Annotated in this window: 18 protein-coding genes; 12 read left to right on the top strand and 6 right to left on the bottom strand. The window is 64.1% G+C overall.

Annotation, left to right across the window (positions count from 1 at the left end):
* The first annotated feature begins 11 nt into the window (after positions 1–11).
* Positions 12–1,382, top strand: a complete 1,371-nt coding sequence (locus BcanWU425_RS35585; RefSeq protein ID WP_018460014.1) for a glutamate--cysteine ligase — start codon at positions 12–14, stop codon at positions 1,380–1,382.
* A gap of 111 nt (positions 1,383–1,493) precedes the next feature.
* Complete coding sequence (locus BcanWU425_RS35580) at positions 1,494–2,066, top strand: PAN domain-containing protein (protein WP_018460013.1); 573 nt, start codon at positions 1,494–1,496, stop codon at positions 2,064–2,066.
* A gap of 6 nt (positions 2,067–2,072) precedes the next feature.
* On the opposite strand, the gene BcanWU425_RS35575 is transcribed toward BcanWU425_RS35580, so the two are convergent.
* The 5 genes from BcanWU425_RS35575 to BcanWU425_RS35555 form a co-directional block, all read right to left on the bottom strand.
* A complete protein-coding gene (locus BcanWU425_RS35575) occupies positions 2,073–2,639 on the bottom strand; it encodes a nucleotidyltransferase family protein (RefSeq protein ID WP_085351978.1) in 567 nt (188 codons plus the stop codon).
* 8 nt (positions 2,640–2,647) lie between these two features.
* Positions 2,648–2,995 (bottom strand): MmcQ/YjbR family DNA-binding protein, encoded by a 348-nt coding sequence (locus BcanWU425_RS35570; RefSeq protein WP_018460011.1) that lies wholly within the window; start codon positions 2,993–2,995, stop codon positions 2,648–2,650.
* A gap of 9 nt (positions 2,996–3,004) precedes the next feature.
* Complete coding sequence (lepB, locus tag BcanWU425_RS35565; protein WP_018460010.1) at positions 3,005–3,781, bottom strand: signal peptidase I; 777 nt, start codon at positions 3,779–3,781, stop codon at positions 3,005–3,007.
* On the bottom strand, positions 3,778–5,205 hold the full coding sequence (tldD, locus tag BcanWU425_RS35560) for a metalloprotease TldD (RefSeq protein ID WP_026233924.1): 1,428 nt from the start codon (positions 5,203–5,205) through the stop codon (positions 3,778–3,780). The genes lepB and tldD overlap by 4 nt, the downstream gene beginning before the upstream one ends.
* Positions 5,206–5,323: 118 nt before the next feature.
* On the bottom strand, positions 5,324–5,869 hold the full coding sequence (locus tag BcanWU425_RS35555; RefSeq protein ID WP_204513202.1) for an invasion associated locus B family protein: 546 nt from the start codon (positions 5,867–5,869) through the stop codon (positions 5,324–5,326).
* Positions 5,870–6,318: 449 nt separating this feature from the next.
* Here BcanWU425_RS35555 and coxB point away from each other — a divergent pair, with 449 nt between their 5' ends.
* From coxB to BcanWU425_RS35510, 9 genes are all read left to right on the top strand, one after another.
* Positions 6,319–7,158 (top strand): cytochrome c oxidase subunit II, encoded by an 840-nt coding sequence (coxB, locus tag BcanWU425_RS35550; protein ID WP_018460007.1) that lies wholly within the window; start codon positions 6,319–6,321, stop codon positions 7,156–7,158.
* Positions 7,159–7,245: 87 nt separating this feature from the next.
* The gene (gene ctaD / locus BcanWU425_RS35545; protein ID WP_007605061.1) at positions 7,246–8,871 is read left to right on the top strand and encodes a cytochrome c oxidase subunit I; all 1,626 of its coding nucleotides are present in this window, start codon (positions 7,246–7,248) and stop codon (positions 8,869–8,871) included.
* Between the two features lie 60 nt (positions 8,872–8,931).
* Positions 8,932–9,876: a heme o synthase gene (locus BcanWU425_RS35540; RefSeq protein WP_085357795.1), complete on the top strand. Its 945-nt coding sequence runs from the start codon at positions 8,932–8,934 to the stop codon at positions 9,874–9,876.
* Positions 9,873–10,049 (top strand): hypothetical protein, encoded by a 177-nt coding sequence (locus tag BcanWU425_RS35535; protein WP_026233922.1) that lies wholly within the window; start codon positions 9,873–9,875, stop codon positions 10,047–10,049. Before BcanWU425_RS35540 ends, BcanWU425_RS35535 begins: the two co-directional genes overlap by 4 nt.
* 5 nt (positions 10,050–10,054) lie before the next feature.
* Positions 10,055–10,705 (top strand): cytochrome c oxidase assembly protein, encoded by a 651-nt coding sequence (locus BcanWU425_RS35530; protein WP_204513203.1) that lies wholly within the window; start codon positions 10,055–10,057, stop codon positions 10,703–10,705.
* A 78-nt stretch (positions 10,706–10,783) separates the two neighbouring features.
* A complete protein-coding gene (locus BcanWU425_RS35525) occupies positions 10,784–11,680 on the top strand; it encodes a cytochrome c oxidase subunit 3 (RefSeq protein WP_085351973.1) in 897 nt (298 codons plus the stop codon).
* Between the two features lie 98 nt (positions 11,681–11,778).
* Positions 11,779–12,180 carry a DUF983 domain-containing protein gene (locus BcanWU425_RS35520; protein ID WP_018460002.1) on the top strand — a complete coding sequence of 134 codons (402 nt, stop codon included), beginning with the start codon at positions 11,779–11,781 and terminating at the stop codon, positions 12,178–12,180.
* Positions 12,177–12,929 (top strand): SURF1 family protein, encoded by a 753-nt coding sequence (locus BcanWU425_RS35515; protein ID WP_085351971.1) that lies wholly within the window; start codon positions 12,177–12,179, stop codon positions 12,927–12,929. Before BcanWU425_RS35520 ends, BcanWU425_RS35515 begins: the two co-directional genes overlap by 4 nt.
* A 114-nt stretch (positions 12,930–13,043) precedes the next feature.
* Positions 13,044–13,409: a nuclear transport factor 2 family protein gene (locus tag BcanWU425_RS35510; RefSeq protein WP_026233921.1), complete on the top strand. Its 366-nt coding sequence runs from the start codon at positions 13,044–13,046 to the stop codon at positions 13,407–13,409.
* Positions 13,410–13,500: 91 nt separating this feature from the next.
* Here BcanWU425_RS35510 and BcanWU425_RS35505 read toward each other — a convergent pair whose 3' ends face one another.
* Positions 13,501–14,841: a histidine kinase gene (locus BcanWU425_RS35505; RefSeq protein ID WP_204513204.1), complete on the bottom strand. Its 1,341-nt coding sequence runs from the start codon at positions 14,839–14,841 to the stop codon at positions 13,501–13,503.
* An 85-nt stretch (positions 14,842–14,926) separates the two neighbouring features.
* Here BcanWU425_RS35505 and BcanWU425_RS35500 point away from each other — a divergent pair, with 85 nt between their 5' ends.
* Positions 14,927–15,571 carry a response regulator transcription factor gene (locus tag BcanWU425_RS35500; protein WP_204513205.1) on the top strand — a complete coding sequence of 215 codons (645 nt, stop codon included), beginning with the start codon at positions 14,927–14,929 and terminating at the stop codon, positions 15,569–15,571.
* Positions 15,572–15,969 lie beyond the last annotated feature (398 nt).

Below are 15,969 nucleotides of genomic sequence, written 5' to 3'. Positions count from 1 at the left end.
TAGAGTCTGATATGGCGCGAGACCAGATCGATATGACGCCGCTGCAATCGCGCGACGAACTCGTCGCGTGGTTCGAGGCTGGTTGCAAGGACCCGTCCGAATTCCGCATGGGCACCGAGCACGAGAAGACGCCGTTCACGCTCGAAGGCCACCGTCCGGTGCCCTACGAGGGCGCGCGCGGTATCGGCGCGCTGCTCGAAGGCATGAAACTCCTGCTCGGCTGGGAGCCGATCATGGAGAAGGGCAACATCATCGGCCTCTACGACGTCACTGGCGGCGGCGCGATCTCGCTCGAGCCTGGCGGGCAGTTCGAACTCTCGGGTGCCCCCGTCGAGAACGTGCACCAGACCCAGAGTGAGCTGATGGCGCATCTGGCGCAGGTGCGCGAGATCGCAACGCCGCTCGGCATCGGCTTCCTCGGCCTCGGCATGACGCCGTCCTGGTCGCGCGCCGACATCCCGGTGATGCCCAAGGGCCGCTACAAGATCATGACCAATTACATGCCGAAGGTCGGCCAGTACGGCCTCGACATGATGTACCGGACCTGCACGGTACAGACCAATCTCGACTTCTCCTCCGAAGCGGACATGGTCAAGAAGCTGCGTGTCTCGCTCGCGCTCCAGCCGGCCGCAACCGCCTTGTTCGCCAATTCGCCGTTTACCGAGGGCAAGCCAAACGGCTTTCTCTCCTTCCGGTCCGAGATCTGGCGCGACACCGACAACGCGCGCGCCGGCATGATGCCGTGGGCATTCGAGGACGGCATGGGCTTCGAGCGCTATGTCGACTACGCGCTCGACGTGCCCATGTATTTCGTCAAGCGCGACGAGGACTACATCGACGTCTCGGGCTCCTCGTTCCGCGCCTTCTTCGATGGCCGCAACAACAATTTGCCCGGGGAACGCCCGACGCTGTCGGACTGGGCCAACCATCTTTCGACGATTTTCCCGGAGGTGCGGCTCAAGCGCTATCTCGAGATGCGCGGCTCCGACGGTGGCCCGTGGGGCCGTCTGCCGGCGCTATCGGCGTTCTGGGCCGGGTTGCTCTACGACGATGTGTCGCTGGATGCCGCCTGGGACCTCGTGAAGCACTGGACCGCGCATGAGCGTCAGGCGCTGCGCGACGACGTGCCACGCTTCGGGTTCAAGTCGCGAATCAAGGACCGCTATCTGTTCGAGATCGCCAAGGAGTGCCTCGTTCTGGCGCATGCCGGCTTGCGCCGGCGCGGCCGGATCGACCAGCTTGGCCGCGACGAGACCAGGCATCTGGAGCCGCTCGATCGCATTATCGATTCCGGCCGCACGCCGGCTGAGGAGATGCTCGACAAGTTCAACGGTCCCTGGAACCGCTCGGTGGAACCGGCCTACGCGGAATACGCGTTCTAGACCCAAGGCAAAACGATCGGACTCGGGCCGTTCATCGCCCGTACAGGTTTGCGGCGATCAAATGGCCAGCTGAAAAACCCGAGCGTCGTCAATAACTCGAAAGCTGTTCCGATGGGGAAGGGCCGCCTGGCCGTCATGGCAAGCGTCCTGGCAGGCGTCGTAGCCTGCGCCGCGTTGCTTTCGCTCGTGTTTGCGAGCTGGCCTGCGCGCGCCCAGACGGCGTTCGACCGGCCAGGCGGAGATTATTTCAGCTCTCCGGTCACGTCGGGCGATCCCGAGGATTGCGCGCTGCTGTGCGAGCGCGACCGCCGTTGCCGCTCGTGGAGCTTCAACTATCCTGACATCGAAGGCGGCTCGGCGGTGTGCTGGCTGAAGAACACGGTGCCTGCGCGCGTGCCGGGAAGCTGCTGCATCTCCGGCGTGCGCGGCGCCGGTGTGATCGAGCCGCGTGTCGAAGGCGTGGAGACCTCCATCGACCGCCCCGGCGGCGATTTGCGCAATTTCGAGATGAAGGACGGCGAAGGCGAAGAAGCCTGCAAGGCCGTCTGCACCGCCGACAACAAATGCCGCGCCTTCACCTATGCCCGCCCGGGCTACACGGGACGCGAAGCGCGCTGTTTCCTGAAAAAGGAGATCAAGCCGCCGCGGCGGAAGGCGGGATTCACGTCGGGCGTGGTGAGATAGCTCGGATCATTCCGGCGCAATCACCGTAAGCTCGGGCCACAACGCCCTCCATCTCGCGGCCTTTACCGCGTAATTCGCTGCGGAGAAATTCGGGCTTGGATTGGGGCGTGCAATCAAGCCGGCCACGTCATCGAAGCCGTGCGGCGCATAAACGTCGAAACCGTCGTCCGAGCGCCGCACGCCCACTTGCGTGTTCTGTGTGAGGAAACGGTCGATACCGTCAGTCGAGCACGACAGCGGCGGATAGGGCAGGCCGTGCTTGGCCGGATACCACAGATGCACGCGTGCCTGGTTGCGGGTCTCGATCTTGACGCCGAGATGATCGAGGCGCGCTTGCAGCTTGCGGATCACGACGTCCTCCGCGTCCCAGGAGGTGTCAGGGTCGAAGTAGAAGACGTCGTAATCGGCAATGCCGTAATCGATCGCACGGCCGGTGAGCACGTTCCAAACCGATTGCACGAGACATCCCGAGACCAGCCACGCATCGGGCAGCGCGAGCTGGTGGAGCTCATCGAGAATCGCGACGTTAATCGGGTTCTTTAGCGCCAGCGCGAGGAAGCGGGCCTCATCCATGACAGTCGTCACGCGCTCACGCGTGCATCATAATCCGCTCGCGCCGCCTTCGAAGCCAGCGCGCGCCAACGCCGCCGCAGCAGCGACTCCACGATCGCGCGCTTTGCCTTGGACAGGCGGATCAGCACTATCGGATAATCGGCGTAGTGATCGGTGAAGTAGAAGATTTTTGGCTGGCTCTCGACCAGCATCGCGCGCTCGTCGACCGGGACGTCCGGCATCACCAGGCTGTCGCCATCTTCCTTCAGACGCGCCAGCATCTTCTTGCGCACCTTTAGTGCGGGCGTGCCGTAGGAGGTACCGTCCTCGACCTCCGGCCACGTCAGTGCGAATTTTCTGACGTCGTCGAAGGTCATGAGATCGGTTCAATGCACGGCGGTGAAAAACCGCGCCATGCGAAATCCGGACAGCCAGGTCCACACCGGCTGGCCCCGGATACCGAGATCCCAGGATCCGAGCACGGCGTCTGCGCGGCCGACCAGATTGTCGATCGGCAACATGCCGACGCCGCCGGAGCGCAAGGGCACGCGGCTGTCGGCGGAATTGTCGCGGTTGTCGCCGAGCACGAAGAGATGGCCTGCCGGCACCGTCACTTCCTGCGTGTTGTCGAGCGGACCGTTGTCACGCATCTTGAAGATCAGATGCGAGACGCCGTTCGGCAGCGTCTCGACATAGCGATAGGCGGGTTCGCTGCCGCCATTGTCGTCCTCGGCGGCACCAACGCCGTCCGGCTTCAACTCGGCGGGGCGATCGTTGACGAAGAGCTGGCCCTGGCGCAGCTGGATGCGGTCGCCGGGCAGGCCCACGACGCGCTTGACCCAGGCCTGCGAGCGGTCGCCGGGCCAGCGGAAGACCACGACGTCGCCCTGCTTCGGCGTTTCCGCGAAGACGCGGCCGCTCTCGGGCAGGTTGATCTGGATCGGCAGCGACGAGGTGCCGTAGCCGTAGGGGAATTTCGAGGCGATCAAGGCGTCGCCGATCAACAGCGTCGGCTCCATCGAGCCCGACGGCACGTAGAACGGCTCGGCCAGCGCACCCTTGGCGATGAACACCGCCGCGACGATGCCGGCGAGCTGCACCAGCTGGCCGCCCCAGCCGCTGCTCTTCCGCTTGGTGGTGACAGTTATCTTCTCGACGCTCATCCGCCTGTTCCACCCACCGTAATGCGTTCCATCAACAGCGACGGCTGGCCGACGCCGACCGGCACGCCCTGACCGTTCTTGCCGCAGGTGCCGATGCCGGTATCGAGCGCGAGGTCGTTGCCGATCATGCGGATGCGATGCAGGTCGGTCGGCCCGTTGCCGATCAGCATGGCGCCCTTCAGGGGCGCACCGATCTTGCCGTTCTCGATCTTGTAAGCCTCGGTGCACTGAAACACGTATTTGCCCGAGGTGATATCCACCTGGCCGCCGCCGAAATTCGCGGCGAAGACGCCGTTCTTCACCGACGCGAGGATCTCGGCCGGATCGCGGTCGCCCGCCAGCATGTAGGTGTTGGTCATGCGCGGCATCGGCACGTGGGCATAGCCCTGGCGGCGGCCGTTGCCGGTCGGCTTCATGTTCATCAGGCGGGCGTTCTGACGGTCCTGCATGTAGCCGACCAGGACGCCGTCCTCGATCAGCACGGTGCGGTTGGTCGGCGTTCCCTCATCGTCGATCGACAGCGAGCCGCGGCGCGAGGCAATCGTGCCGTCGTCGACCACGGTCACGCCCTTGGCCGCGACCTGCTGGCCCATCAGGCCGGCAAACGCGGACGTCTTCTTGCGGTTGAAGTCACCTTCGAGGCCATGGCCAACCGCCTCATGCAGCATCACGCCGGGCCAGCCGGCCCCGAGCACGACGTCCATCTCGCCGGCGGGGGCGGGAATCGATTCCAGGTTGACCAGAGCCTCACGCAACGCGCCATCGGCGGCGTCGCGCCAGTTCTTGCTTTCGATGAATTCGGCGTAGCCGGCGCGGCCGCCATAGCCCTTGCTGCCGCTCTCCTGGCGGTCGCCCTGACCGGCGACGACGGAGACGTTGACGCGCACGAGCGGGCGGATGTCGCGATAGCTCTCGCCGTCGGGCCGCAGGATCTCGACCACCTGCCAGGTCGCGCCCAGGCTGACGCTGACCTGCCGCACCCGCGGATCCTTGTCGCGCAGATAAGCGTCGATCTCGGCGAGCAGTTTGACCTTGGTCTCGAAGCCGGGGGCATCGAGCGGATTGTCGTCACTATAAAGCCGCACGTTGGTATGCGCAGGAGGCGCGGCGAAGCTGCCGGAATAACCGCCGCGCACGGCCGCGACCGCGTCCGCAGCGCGAATCAGCGCCGGCAGCGACACGTCGGAGGAATGCGCGTAGCCGACGGCGTCGTCCTTGACGGCGCGCAGGCCAAAACCCTGCGAGGTATCGTAGGTCGCCTGCTTCAGCCGGCCATTGTCGAACATCAGCGCTTCGGTCTGGCTGTATTCCAGGAACAATTCGCCGTCGTCGGCACCGGCAAGCCCGCGCGCGAGCTCGTTGCGAACCTGGTCGCGGTCGAGATTGGCGCGGTCGAGCAGGGAGGTTGTGGCAGGGTTGGTCATGCGTCCGTCCATTATCGGGGGATGTGAGGGAAGATAATGGTTTCCCGGCACTTCCGCGAGGGCGCCAAGTCTCACATTACGGAAACAATAGGATTCGCGGGCCTAACCGCCCTTCGCACTACGGCAGCTTGTCATAGCCCTCGCCGAGCCCGTTCAGGCTGAGCGGGAAGCCGATGCCTTCTTCCGGGGTCTCGAAGATGATGAAGGTCGCGGTCTTGGCAGTGCGGAGCTGGCCGAGCAGCTTGTCGTCCATGACGACCTCGGCGACGCAGCCATTGGGCAGGCAGCGGACAAAGCCGGCACGGCCTACGTCCTGGTTGTCGAGCTTGAGGCCGAGGCCGGAGGGCAGGAGAACGCCGAGGGGGGCGACCACCCGCATCAGGCGGCTCTTCTGGTCGGCGGTCTTGAGAACGATCACGGTCAGGCCGGCGTTGGAGCGGTCTTCGGCCACCACGCTCTGGATCAGGGCGCATTGCTCGGACTGGGCGCCCGGCGGGGTGTCGCAGCGGATCTGCCAGTCGCCATGGACGGAGCGCACCGCGCCCTGCGCATGGGCGAGGCCCGGAAGCGCCAGGACGACGACCGCCGCCAGCAGAGCGGCCAGCATCGTGAGGCTGCCACCCTGGCTTTTAGCCCGCCTTGCCATGGATCTCGAAAACCCCATCGGGTCGGTCCCTCTGCTCGCCTGGGTCGCTCGCGTCAGGCGGACTGATACGGGAATGACGGCGTCTTGAAGGCGATTCGCAAGCAAATTCCACGCCGCCCCGGCCGCAATCGCCCGCACGAATCAGGTTCCTGTGCGGCTGTGCGCCAAGTGCCTACCGCGGGCAATTCCGCTGTCAAGCGGCAGCATCCCGGGAAATGGTATTTTTGTCTGATGTTACTAGGAAATATCTTGCGGGTGATGGCTGACAGACGAGGCTCAAGACTGCATTGCGATAGATCAAGAATTATGGTTTGAGAGGCTTGATTTCGGCGTTCTAGCGATCTGGCCCCAATTCCTCTTAGAGGTATTCTTGCGCGGCGGTTTGTCAGACGGGGGGATCGAATAAAGCGTTTCCCGAAAATAGGGGAATGCACTTGGGGTGATTTCGTTAGGGGAGCGCGAACGGCATGAAGATGTCGATGGGCCCGGTGGGCCGGCACTTGCTGGGATTGGCCGTGGCGGGTCTGACGCTGGCGACGGGCGGTGCGGCATTTGCCGAGCTGGGGCAGCCGGCTGCGTGGGAGTGGACGCTTCAGCAGTCCGGGTCCCCGGTGATGGACAACATCGTCTGGTTCCACAATTTCCTGTTCGTGCTGATCACGCTGATCACGCTGTTCGTTCTGGCGCTGCTCGTGATCGTTGTCGTGAAGTTCAACGCGAGAGCCAATCCGGTGCCGTCGCGGACCACGCACAACACGCTGATCGAGGTGGCGTGGACGCTCGTGCCGGTGTTGATCCTGGTCGGCATTTCGGTGCCGTCGTTCCGCCTCCTGTTCCTCGAGCTCGACGTGCCGAAGGCGGATCTGACCATCAAGGCGACCGGCAAGCAGTGGTACTGGTCCTACGCCTATCCTGATAACGGCAAGTTCGAGTTCGACTCGCTGATGGCCCAGGACAAGCAGCCCCGTCTGCTCGGCGTCGACAATGAGATGGTGGTGCCCGTCAACAAGGTGGTTCGGGTTCAGGTGACCGGGGCCGACGTGATTCATGCCTTTGCGCTGCCGGCCTTCGGCGTCAAGATCGACGCCATTCCGGGCCGGCTCAACGAAACCTGGTTCAAGGCCACCAAGACCGGCATGTTCTACGGCCAGTGCTCGGAATTGTGCGGCAAGGACCACGCCTTCATGCCGATCGCGATCCGTGTGGTGAGCGACCAGGAGTTCGCCTCCTGGGTCGAGACCGCGAAGAAGAAATATGCGAGCGGCGGCACCAGCACCTACGCCTCCACGGCCGGCCCGACGCAGTGAGCGCCGGGCGCAGGGTTCGAGGAAACTGAAAGCGACATAAGGCGGGACCTCCAGAGGTCCGATCGGGACGCAAGGCAGGATTAGAAAATGGCAACGAGCGCAGCGGCACACGGCGATCACGCGCAAGACCACGGACATGACGAGCACGCCCATCCGACCGGATGGCGGCGCTACGTCTATTCGACCAACCACAAGGACATCGGCACGATGTACCTGATCTTCGCGGTCATCGCCGGCGTTATCGGCGCCGCGATGTCGATCGCGATCCGTGCCGAGCTGATGTATCCGGGCGTGCAGATCTTCCACGAAACGCACACCTACAATGTGTTCGTGACCTCCCACGGCCTGATCATGATCTTCTTCATGGTCATGCCCGCGATGATTGGCGGCTTCGGCAACTGGTTCGTGCCGCTCATGATCGGCGCGCCCGACATGGCGTTCCCGCGCATGAACAACATCTCGTTCTGGCTGCTGCCGGCCTCGTTCGCGCTGTTGCTGATGTCGACCTTCGTCGAGGGCGAGCCGGGCGCCAACGGCGTCGGCGCCGGCTGGACCATGTACGCGCCGCTGTCGAGCTCGGGCCATCCGGGCCCGGCGGTGGACTTCGCGATCCTGTCGCTGCATCTGGCGGGCGCTTCCTCGATCCTGGGCGCCATCAATTTCATCACCACGATCTTCAACATGCGCGCGCCGGGCATGACCCTGCACAAGATGCCGCTGTTTGTGTGGTCGATCCTGGTGACGGTGTTCCTGCTGCTGTTGTCGCTGCCGGTGCTCGCCGGTGCGATCACGATGCTGCTCACTGACCGCAATTTCGGCACGACGTTCTTCAATCCGGAAGGCGGCGGCGATCCCGTGCTGTTCCAGCATCTGTTCTGGTTCTTCGGTCACCCCGAAGTGTACATCCTGATCCTGCCCGCCTTCGGCATGGTCAGCCAGATCGTCTCGACCTTCTCGCGCAAGCCCGTGTTCGGCTATCTCGGCATGGCCTACGCCATGGTCGCGATCGGCGGCATCGGCTTCGTGGTGTGGGCGCACCACATGTACACGGTCGGCATGTCCTCGGCGACGCAGGCCTATTTCGTCGCCGCCACGATGGTCATCGCGGTCCCGACCGGCGTGAAGATCTTCTCGTGGATCGCCACGATGTGGGGCGGCTCGATCGAGTTCCGCGCGCCGATGATCTGGGCGGTGGGATTCATCTTCCTGTTCACCGTCGGCGGCGTCACCGGCGTGGTGCTGGCGAATGCCGGCGTCGACCGCGTGCTCCAGGAGACCTACTACGTGGTCGCGCACTTCCACTACGTGCTGTCGCTCGGTGCGGTGTTCGGAATCTTCGCCGGCTGGTACTACTGGTTCCCGAAGATGTCCGGCTACATGTACAATGAAGGGCTCGCCAAGGCGCACTTCTGGGTCACCTTCATCGGCGTGAACCTGGTGTTCTTCCCGCAGCACTTCCTCGGTCTGTCGGGCATGCCTCGCCGCTATGTCGATTATCCCGACGCGTTCGCGGGCTGGAACCTGGTCTCGTCGGTCGGCTCCTATATCTCCGGCTTCGGCGTGCTGATCTTCCTCTACTGCGTGATCGACGCCTTCGCGAAGAAGGTGCCGGCTGGCGACAATCCGTGGGGTGCAGGTGCGACCACGCTGGAATGGACGCTGCCCTCGCCGCCGCCCTTCCACCAGTTCGAAGTGCTGCCCCGCGTGCAGTAAGCCAATGCTCGCGGCGCCCGTGACGGGCGCCGCGGCTCGACAACCAAGCGAGTCAGTCTAGTGTCCGTCCTCGACCACAACGCCATCGACATCAATCCCCGCATCTCCGAAGCGGAGGTTGGCGATTACATCGCGCTCCTGAAGCCGCGGGTGATGTCGCTGGTGATCTTCACCGCGCTGGTCGGAATGGCGATGGCGCCCGGGCATTTCCACCCGGTGCTGGCCATCACCTCGCTGCTCTGCATCGCGGTCGGCGCCGGCGCGTCCGGCGCGCTCAACATGGCGCTCGAAGGCGACATCGATGCCAAGATGTCGCGCACGGCGAACCGGCCGATTCCGCGCGGCCGCATCACCCGTCCCGAGGCGATGACCTTCGGCATGACGCTCGCCTTCTTCTCGGTGATGACGCTCGGCATCCTGGTCAACTGGATCGCGGGCGCGCTGCTCGCCTTCACCATCTTCTTCTACGTCGTGATCTACACGATCGGCCTGAAGCGCTGGACCGCGCAGAACATCGTGATCGGCGGTGCCGCCGGCGCGCTGCCGCCCGTGGTGGCCTGGGCCGCGGTCACAGGCACGGTCGATGTCGAGCCGCTGCTGCTGTTCGCCATCATCTTCTTCTGGACGCCGCCGCACTTCTGGGCGCTGGCGCTGTTTCGCTCCGACGATTACGCGCGCGCCGGCATTCCGATGCTGCCCAACGTCGCCGGCCCCGACGCGACGCGGCTTCAGATCCTGCTCTACACCATCGTGCTGATCGCGGTCGCGGCCGCGCCCTGGGCGCTCGGCTACTTCGACGCCATCTACGGCATCGTCTCGCTAATCCTCGGCGCCGGCATGCTGGGGTTCGCCATCAACGTCTATATCCGTCGCGAGCGCAGCCAATCGCTGCGGGCGACCCGCAAGCTTTTTGCGTTCTCCATCCTTTATCTGTTCGCGCTGTTTGCGACCTTGCTGGCCGAGGTCGTGTTCCGGGCGCTTGCGCCGATGGTAGGGGGCGCATGATCACAGGGATGGCCGACAAACCCGAGATAGACGGAATCGTCCTCACCGAGGCGCAGAAGAAGAGCCGTCGTCAGCGCTCGATCGCGATCGCACTCGCGCTCGGCGTGCTCGTAGTGCTGTTCTTTGCCGTGACCATGGTCAAGGGGCCGGCCGTGCTCGTCCGGCCGATGTAGGAAACATGGATCAGAAGCCGACCATATCGCGGGATCAGAGCCGGACGGCCACCAAGGGGCGCAGGCCTGCCAGGGGGCTTGGCCGCGACGCGGTGGTCGCCTCGATCTGCGGCGGCGTGGTCGCGCTGATGATCGGCGCCTCCTACGCGGCGGTGCCGTTCTACAACTGGTTCTGCCGCGCCACCGGCTTCAACGGCACGACCCAGGTCGCGACCTCGGCGCCGGCCAGCGGCCCGATCGCACGGAAGATCGCGGTACGCTTCGACTCCAACGTCGCGCCCGGTCTGCCCTGGAAGTTCGAGCCCGAGCAGAGCGAGATCGAGGTCAATATAGGCCAAGTCGTGACCGTCTTCTACACGGTGACCAACCAGGCCGCGCGGACCACCGCAGGCCAGGCCGCCTACAATGTCGCGCCGCTGACGGTCGGATCCTATTTCCAGAAGATCAACTGCTTCTGCTTCACCGAGCAGACCATGGCGGCGGGCGAGAAGCGCGAGATGCCGGTCGTGTTCTATGTCGATCCGTCGATTGCCGACGACCACGAGAACGACGGTCTCAACACGATCACGCTGTCCTACACGTTCTATCCGGTGAAGGATCCGGTGGTGAAGCCGCTCGCGGCCAGCGAAGACGACAAACGCAAGGGAAATCTCTGATCTCCGGACTCACGCGCCGGGGTTGGAAATAAGGGGATAAGTGCCTGACAGGCACGGGATTGAGGAGCAAGACCGCAAATGGCAACGGCGCAAACCAAGCATCACGACTACCATCTGGTCGATCCCTCGCCATGGCCCGTCGTCGGCTCCATCTCGGCCTTCATCATGGCGGTCGGCGCGATCACCTGGATGCACCACATGTTCTCGGCTGCGCCGATCATCTTCGGTGTCGGCACCGTCGGTGTGCTCTACACCATGGCGAGCTGGTGGGGCGACGTGATCAGGGAAGCCCAGTACAAGGGCGACCACACCCGCGTCGTGCAGCTGCATCACCGCTACGGCATGATCCTGTTCATCGCCTCGGAGGTGATGTTCTTCGTCGCCTGGTTCTGGGCCTATTTCAACGCGGCGCTATTCCCGGCCGACGCCGTCCACGCTACCCGCGATGCGGTGTTCGGCTGTGGTCTCGGGACCGCGGCCGGCGCCTGCACCGTGCCGGGCACCTGGCCGCCGCACGGCATCGAGACCTTCGATCCCTGGCATCTGCCGCTCCTGAACACCCTGATCCTGCTCACGTCAGGCACCACGGTGACCTGGGCCCACCATGCGTTGCTCGAGAACGATCGCCAGGGCCTGAAATATGGCCTGATCCTCACCGTCGTGCTCGGCGCGCTTTTCACCTGCGTGCAGGCCTATGAGTACAGCCACGCGGCATTCTCCTTCGGCGGCAACGTCTACGGCGCGACCTTCTTCATGGCGACCGGCTTCCACGGTTTCCATGTGCTGGTCGGCACCATCTTCCTGCTGGTGTGTCTGTTCCGCGCCTACGCCGGCCACTTCACGCCGACCCAGCATCTCGGTTTCGAGTTCGCCGCCTGGTACTGGCATTTCGTCGACGTGGTCTGGCTGTTCCTGTTCCTCTGCATCTATGTCTGGGGACACGGCGCCGAGACCATGGCTCACGGCGCGCACTGAGCGGGCTGGCTTCGGATCGAGAAAGGGCGGCCCCGGGCCGCCCTTTTGCTTTTTTGCGCGCAGGGGTTTCGGCAGAAACTGTGATAGACCCTTTTGCCATGAACGAAGCCGCCGATACGTCCGAGCCGCAAGCCACCGTCCTGCAAAGCGCGCTGCGCGGGCTTGCCTGCAAATGCCCGCGCTGCGGCCAGGGCAAGCTCTATGCAGGCTTCCTGACGCTTGCGCCTTGCTGCGAGCGTTGCGGCCTCGACTACGCCTTCATCGATTCCGGTGACGGTCCGGCGATCTTCATCATCATGCTGGCCGGCGCGATCGTCGTCGGCTGCGCGCTCGTCATCGAGGTCAAGTACCAGCCGCCGTACTGGCTGCACGCGGTGCTGTGGCTGCCGCTGATCCTTGCGACTACCCTGCTGCCGTTGCGCGCGATGAAGTCGCTGCTGATCGCACTGCAATTCCACCATAAGGCGGCGCCGGGCCGGCTGGTCGACCGCGCGAAATGAACGAGACCGCGCGCAAGCCCCGCGTGGCCGGCTTCGCGCTGTTCACGCTTTTCCTGACCGCGGTCTGCGTCACGCTCGGCGTCTGGCAATTGCAGCGCCGCATCGCCAAGCACGAGCTGATCGCCGCACTGACCGAGCGCCTCGCGGAGGCACCGGTCGCTCTGCCGCCGCCGGCACGATGGGCCGCGCTAAGTCCCGCGCGCGATGAATTCCGCCGTGTCAGCTTTACCGCGACCTACGCGCCGTTGCCCGATGCGATGGTCTATTCCTCCGGATCCGCCGTGCGTAAGGACGCGTCGGGCCCCGGCACTTGGGCCTTCCTGCCGGCGCGGCTGCCGAGCGGCGAGACGGTGGTGATCGATGCGGGCTTCGTCGAAAACACCATGCAGGATCGCAGCGTCGAGGATCGCGCGGTCAGGAAGCTCGTCACCGGGCAGGCGGTCTCGTTCACCGGCTATCTGCGCTTCCCCGAGGCACCGGGCTGGCTGACCCCGGTGGAGAACCGCGGCAAGCGGCTGTGGTTCGTGCGCGATCACGTGGCGATCGCGAGCGCGCTGGGCTGGGGCGCGGTTGCGCCGTTTTATGTCGACCTCGAGCAGCCGGCGCCCGAGAACGGCATTCCGCGGCCGGGGCCGCTCGACGTCCATCTCAAGGACGATCACCTGCAATACGCCATCACCTGGTTCACCCTTGCAGGCGCCGTGCTCATCGCCTTCGCCGTGTGGGCAAGAGGGCGGCGGCGGGGCTGAGCTCCGTAGATCCACTTAGGGAACCCGGTATCGCCCGGGGTTTACCATTCAGCGCACATTCACGAGTGTGGTCCTAAGCCGCCAGTAATTTTCCGCGGCAGACAGGATTGCAGCGTGAGTGATTTCGACCAGATGGGAATTGTCGTCGATTGGGTGGATGCCTGCAGGAAGGGCGACCTCGCGACGCTCCTCGACCTCTATGCGGATGACGCCCAGGTCGAATGCACGTGCAACGGCACGCAGCGCTATCGCGGCCGGAGCGAGCTCGAAGCCTATTGGCAGCCGCGGCTCAGCGCTTTCTCGTCGGCCGGTTTCGGGTTGGAGGAAATCCATCCTGCACCCCACGGCGTCGATCTCGAATATTCCGTCGCCGGCGCGCTGCGCATTCGCGCCTCGTTTTGTTTCAGCCCCGACGGCAAGATCCGCACCACGCTGTGCGAGCCGGCGCGACAGAACGCGCAGCTTGGCTGTGCGTGCTAGAGTTTCCGTTCTGATTAATCAGAGCCGAACACCAGATTCTGTTTTGGCGTTTTCTTCACGCGAACCGGTATCCACTTCGCTCGAAAGCGCTTCAATCGCTGACCGGTGCCTCGCGTGCCGGTTCGGCGGGAAGGCGGCAGCGCACATATGTTCTGTCGTCCACGCGCAGCAGTGACAGCGATCCGCTGAGTGCGCGCACGCGCTCATGCATGCCGGTCAGGCCGCGGCCGAACAGATTCCCTTCGGGAAAGCCGCCGCCGTCGTCGGAAATCTCGATGACGACCGTCTCGCCGGCGAAGGTCGCCTGCACATGGGCATGGCTGGCGCCGGCATGACGCAGCACGTTGGTCAGCGCCTCCTGAATCACGCGATAGACGGTTTGAGCCAGCGGCCCGTCGATCGCGTTGAGATTCGGATCGACCGTGTCCGTCAGGTCGATAGACGGCGCCTGCTTGCGAAAATTTCGGAGCAGCGTCTGCACACTGGTCTCCAGACCCAATTCCTCGATGTAGAGCGGTCGCAACCGGTCGAGGATGCGGCGGTTGGTCTGCTGGAGCGCCTCGACCGATTGCAACACCTCCTGCGCCGAACTGCTGAGATTTCCCGCCGGGGGCGAGGCATCGACCAATGCGATCGTGCCGACGCGGATGCCGAACAGCAGCGGACCGAGTTCGTCGTGCAGTTCGCGCGCGAGATCGCGCCGCTCGTCGTCCTGGAGCGAGACCAGGCGGTGCAGCAGGTCGCGATTGTCCTGGCTCAACTGCGCCAGCGTTTCGGCCAGCGCATTGGCCTCCTCGCAGCTTTGCCGGATTTCCGACGGTCCCCCGACCGAGATCGGTGTTGCGTAGTCGCCGCGTCGTAGCCGCGTGAGGCCTGCGCCAAGATCCTGCAGTGGTCGCAGGGCTGATCCCGCAAACACATAGGCGACGACCCCTGTCAGCCCGGTCAGCGCGACGACGAAGCCGGCCAAGGCGAGGAAGCCCACCCAGGTCTCGAACAGCGCTGCGGACAGGTCCGGCACAAACACGATGTCGCCGAAATGCTCGCCGTTGAGGGATACCGGAAATGCGATGTGCAAGTCTGGAATGGAAAGGAGACTGACGAACCATTTTGGTGGGCCATGCGAACCTTGCAGGCCCCTCGACGCAAAGGGAGGAGCAACCGCTCCTGCAGGAAGGAATTGAATATCTGAGGACTCGTCCAGCATCCGGACGAAGTCATCCAGGGTCCTTCGCGGATGGTCGGATGAACGCAGAGCGTTGTTGAGGGCCTCGGCCACGGCTTTGGTCGATCGCTGGGCCGGCTGGTTCTCCTCGGCGAGCTGACCGGTCGTGAAGACGTGCAGCAGGACGCCGCCCATGATCAGCGCCGCCATGAACAGCAGGCCGAGCGGCAGAAACAATTGTGTACTGAAGGACAGCCGTTGCCACATTAGGTCAATTCTAACGCGCGTCAGGGGATTTTGCTCTTTCCATTTGTTCCCGTCGGTTTATGAATCGAAAAACTAGAGAGTTACAATGCAAGATACTGCCAAGCCGGCGACCCGCGTCCTGATTGTCGACGACCATCCCGTGGTGTTGTCCGGTTGCCGCACCCTGTTCGCCTCCGACCATTCGATCCGGATCGACGAGGCGACCGACGCCAAATCCGGGCATCGCGCCTATGTCAGCAGGCGGCCCGACGTCACTGTGATCGACATCAGCCTGCCCGACGTCTCCGGCTTTGAACTGATGCGGCGCATTCGCAAGGACGATCCCGACGCCAAGATCATCATGTTCAGCATGAACGATGATCCAGCCTTCGTGGTGCGGGCGGTCGAGCTCGGGGCCCAGGGCTACGTCTCCAAGGGCGACGATCCCCGGATCCTGCTCAAGGCGGTGCGCAAGGTGGTTGCTGGCGACAATTTCATCTCACCGCAGCTCGCGGAAGCCGTGACGTTTTCCGGCGCGGCGATCAAGGCCAATCCTGCCTCGCAGATGACGCCGCGGGAGCTCGAGATTCTTCGCTTGTTGGGGCGAGGCGACAAGATCGTCGAGGTCGCCGAGGCGCTCGGCATCTCCTACAAGACCGTCGCCAACACCACCTCTCTGCTCAAGCAGAAGCTCGGTGCCAAGAACCATTCCGACCTGATCCGGATCGCGGTGGAAATCGGGATGAACTGACGCCTTGGGGCACCGAACCGGCTGCACCAGGATGCTGCCGGTTCGGCGGGCGGACCGGTCTCGGCGCTCAGCCGGGCAATGCATGGATAGCGCCGACACCATCCGCCGACACAATGAGCGCAGCCGTCGTTCGTTCCCGAACTGTGCTGTCGTTCGGGATATAATGGTAATGCGTGACGCCAAGCTGCTGGCGAACGTTTGCCCGCGCCGAAACGTGTCGGGAAAAACAGGAACATTTTCTCAGACATTCCGTTTTGTCCCTTGACGATATCGTGACAGCCGACGAAAGCTTGCGCGAACAGTTTTTGCGGGTCGGTGACCCCAAGACGCCAAACCGGTCTGCACACAACGACAGACCTTCCAAGAGAGGGCTGCGGCATTGCCGCAGCCCTTTTCGT

This window comes from Bradyrhizobium sp. WU425 (assembly GCF_021052305.1).
Lineage (GTDB): Bacteria > Pseudomonadota > Alphaproteobacteria > Rhizobiales > Xanthobacteraceae > Bradyrhizobium > Bradyrhizobium canariense_D.
Note: the sequence above shows the minus strand (reverse complement) of the source record. Positions and strands in the feature narration are given on the sequence as shown.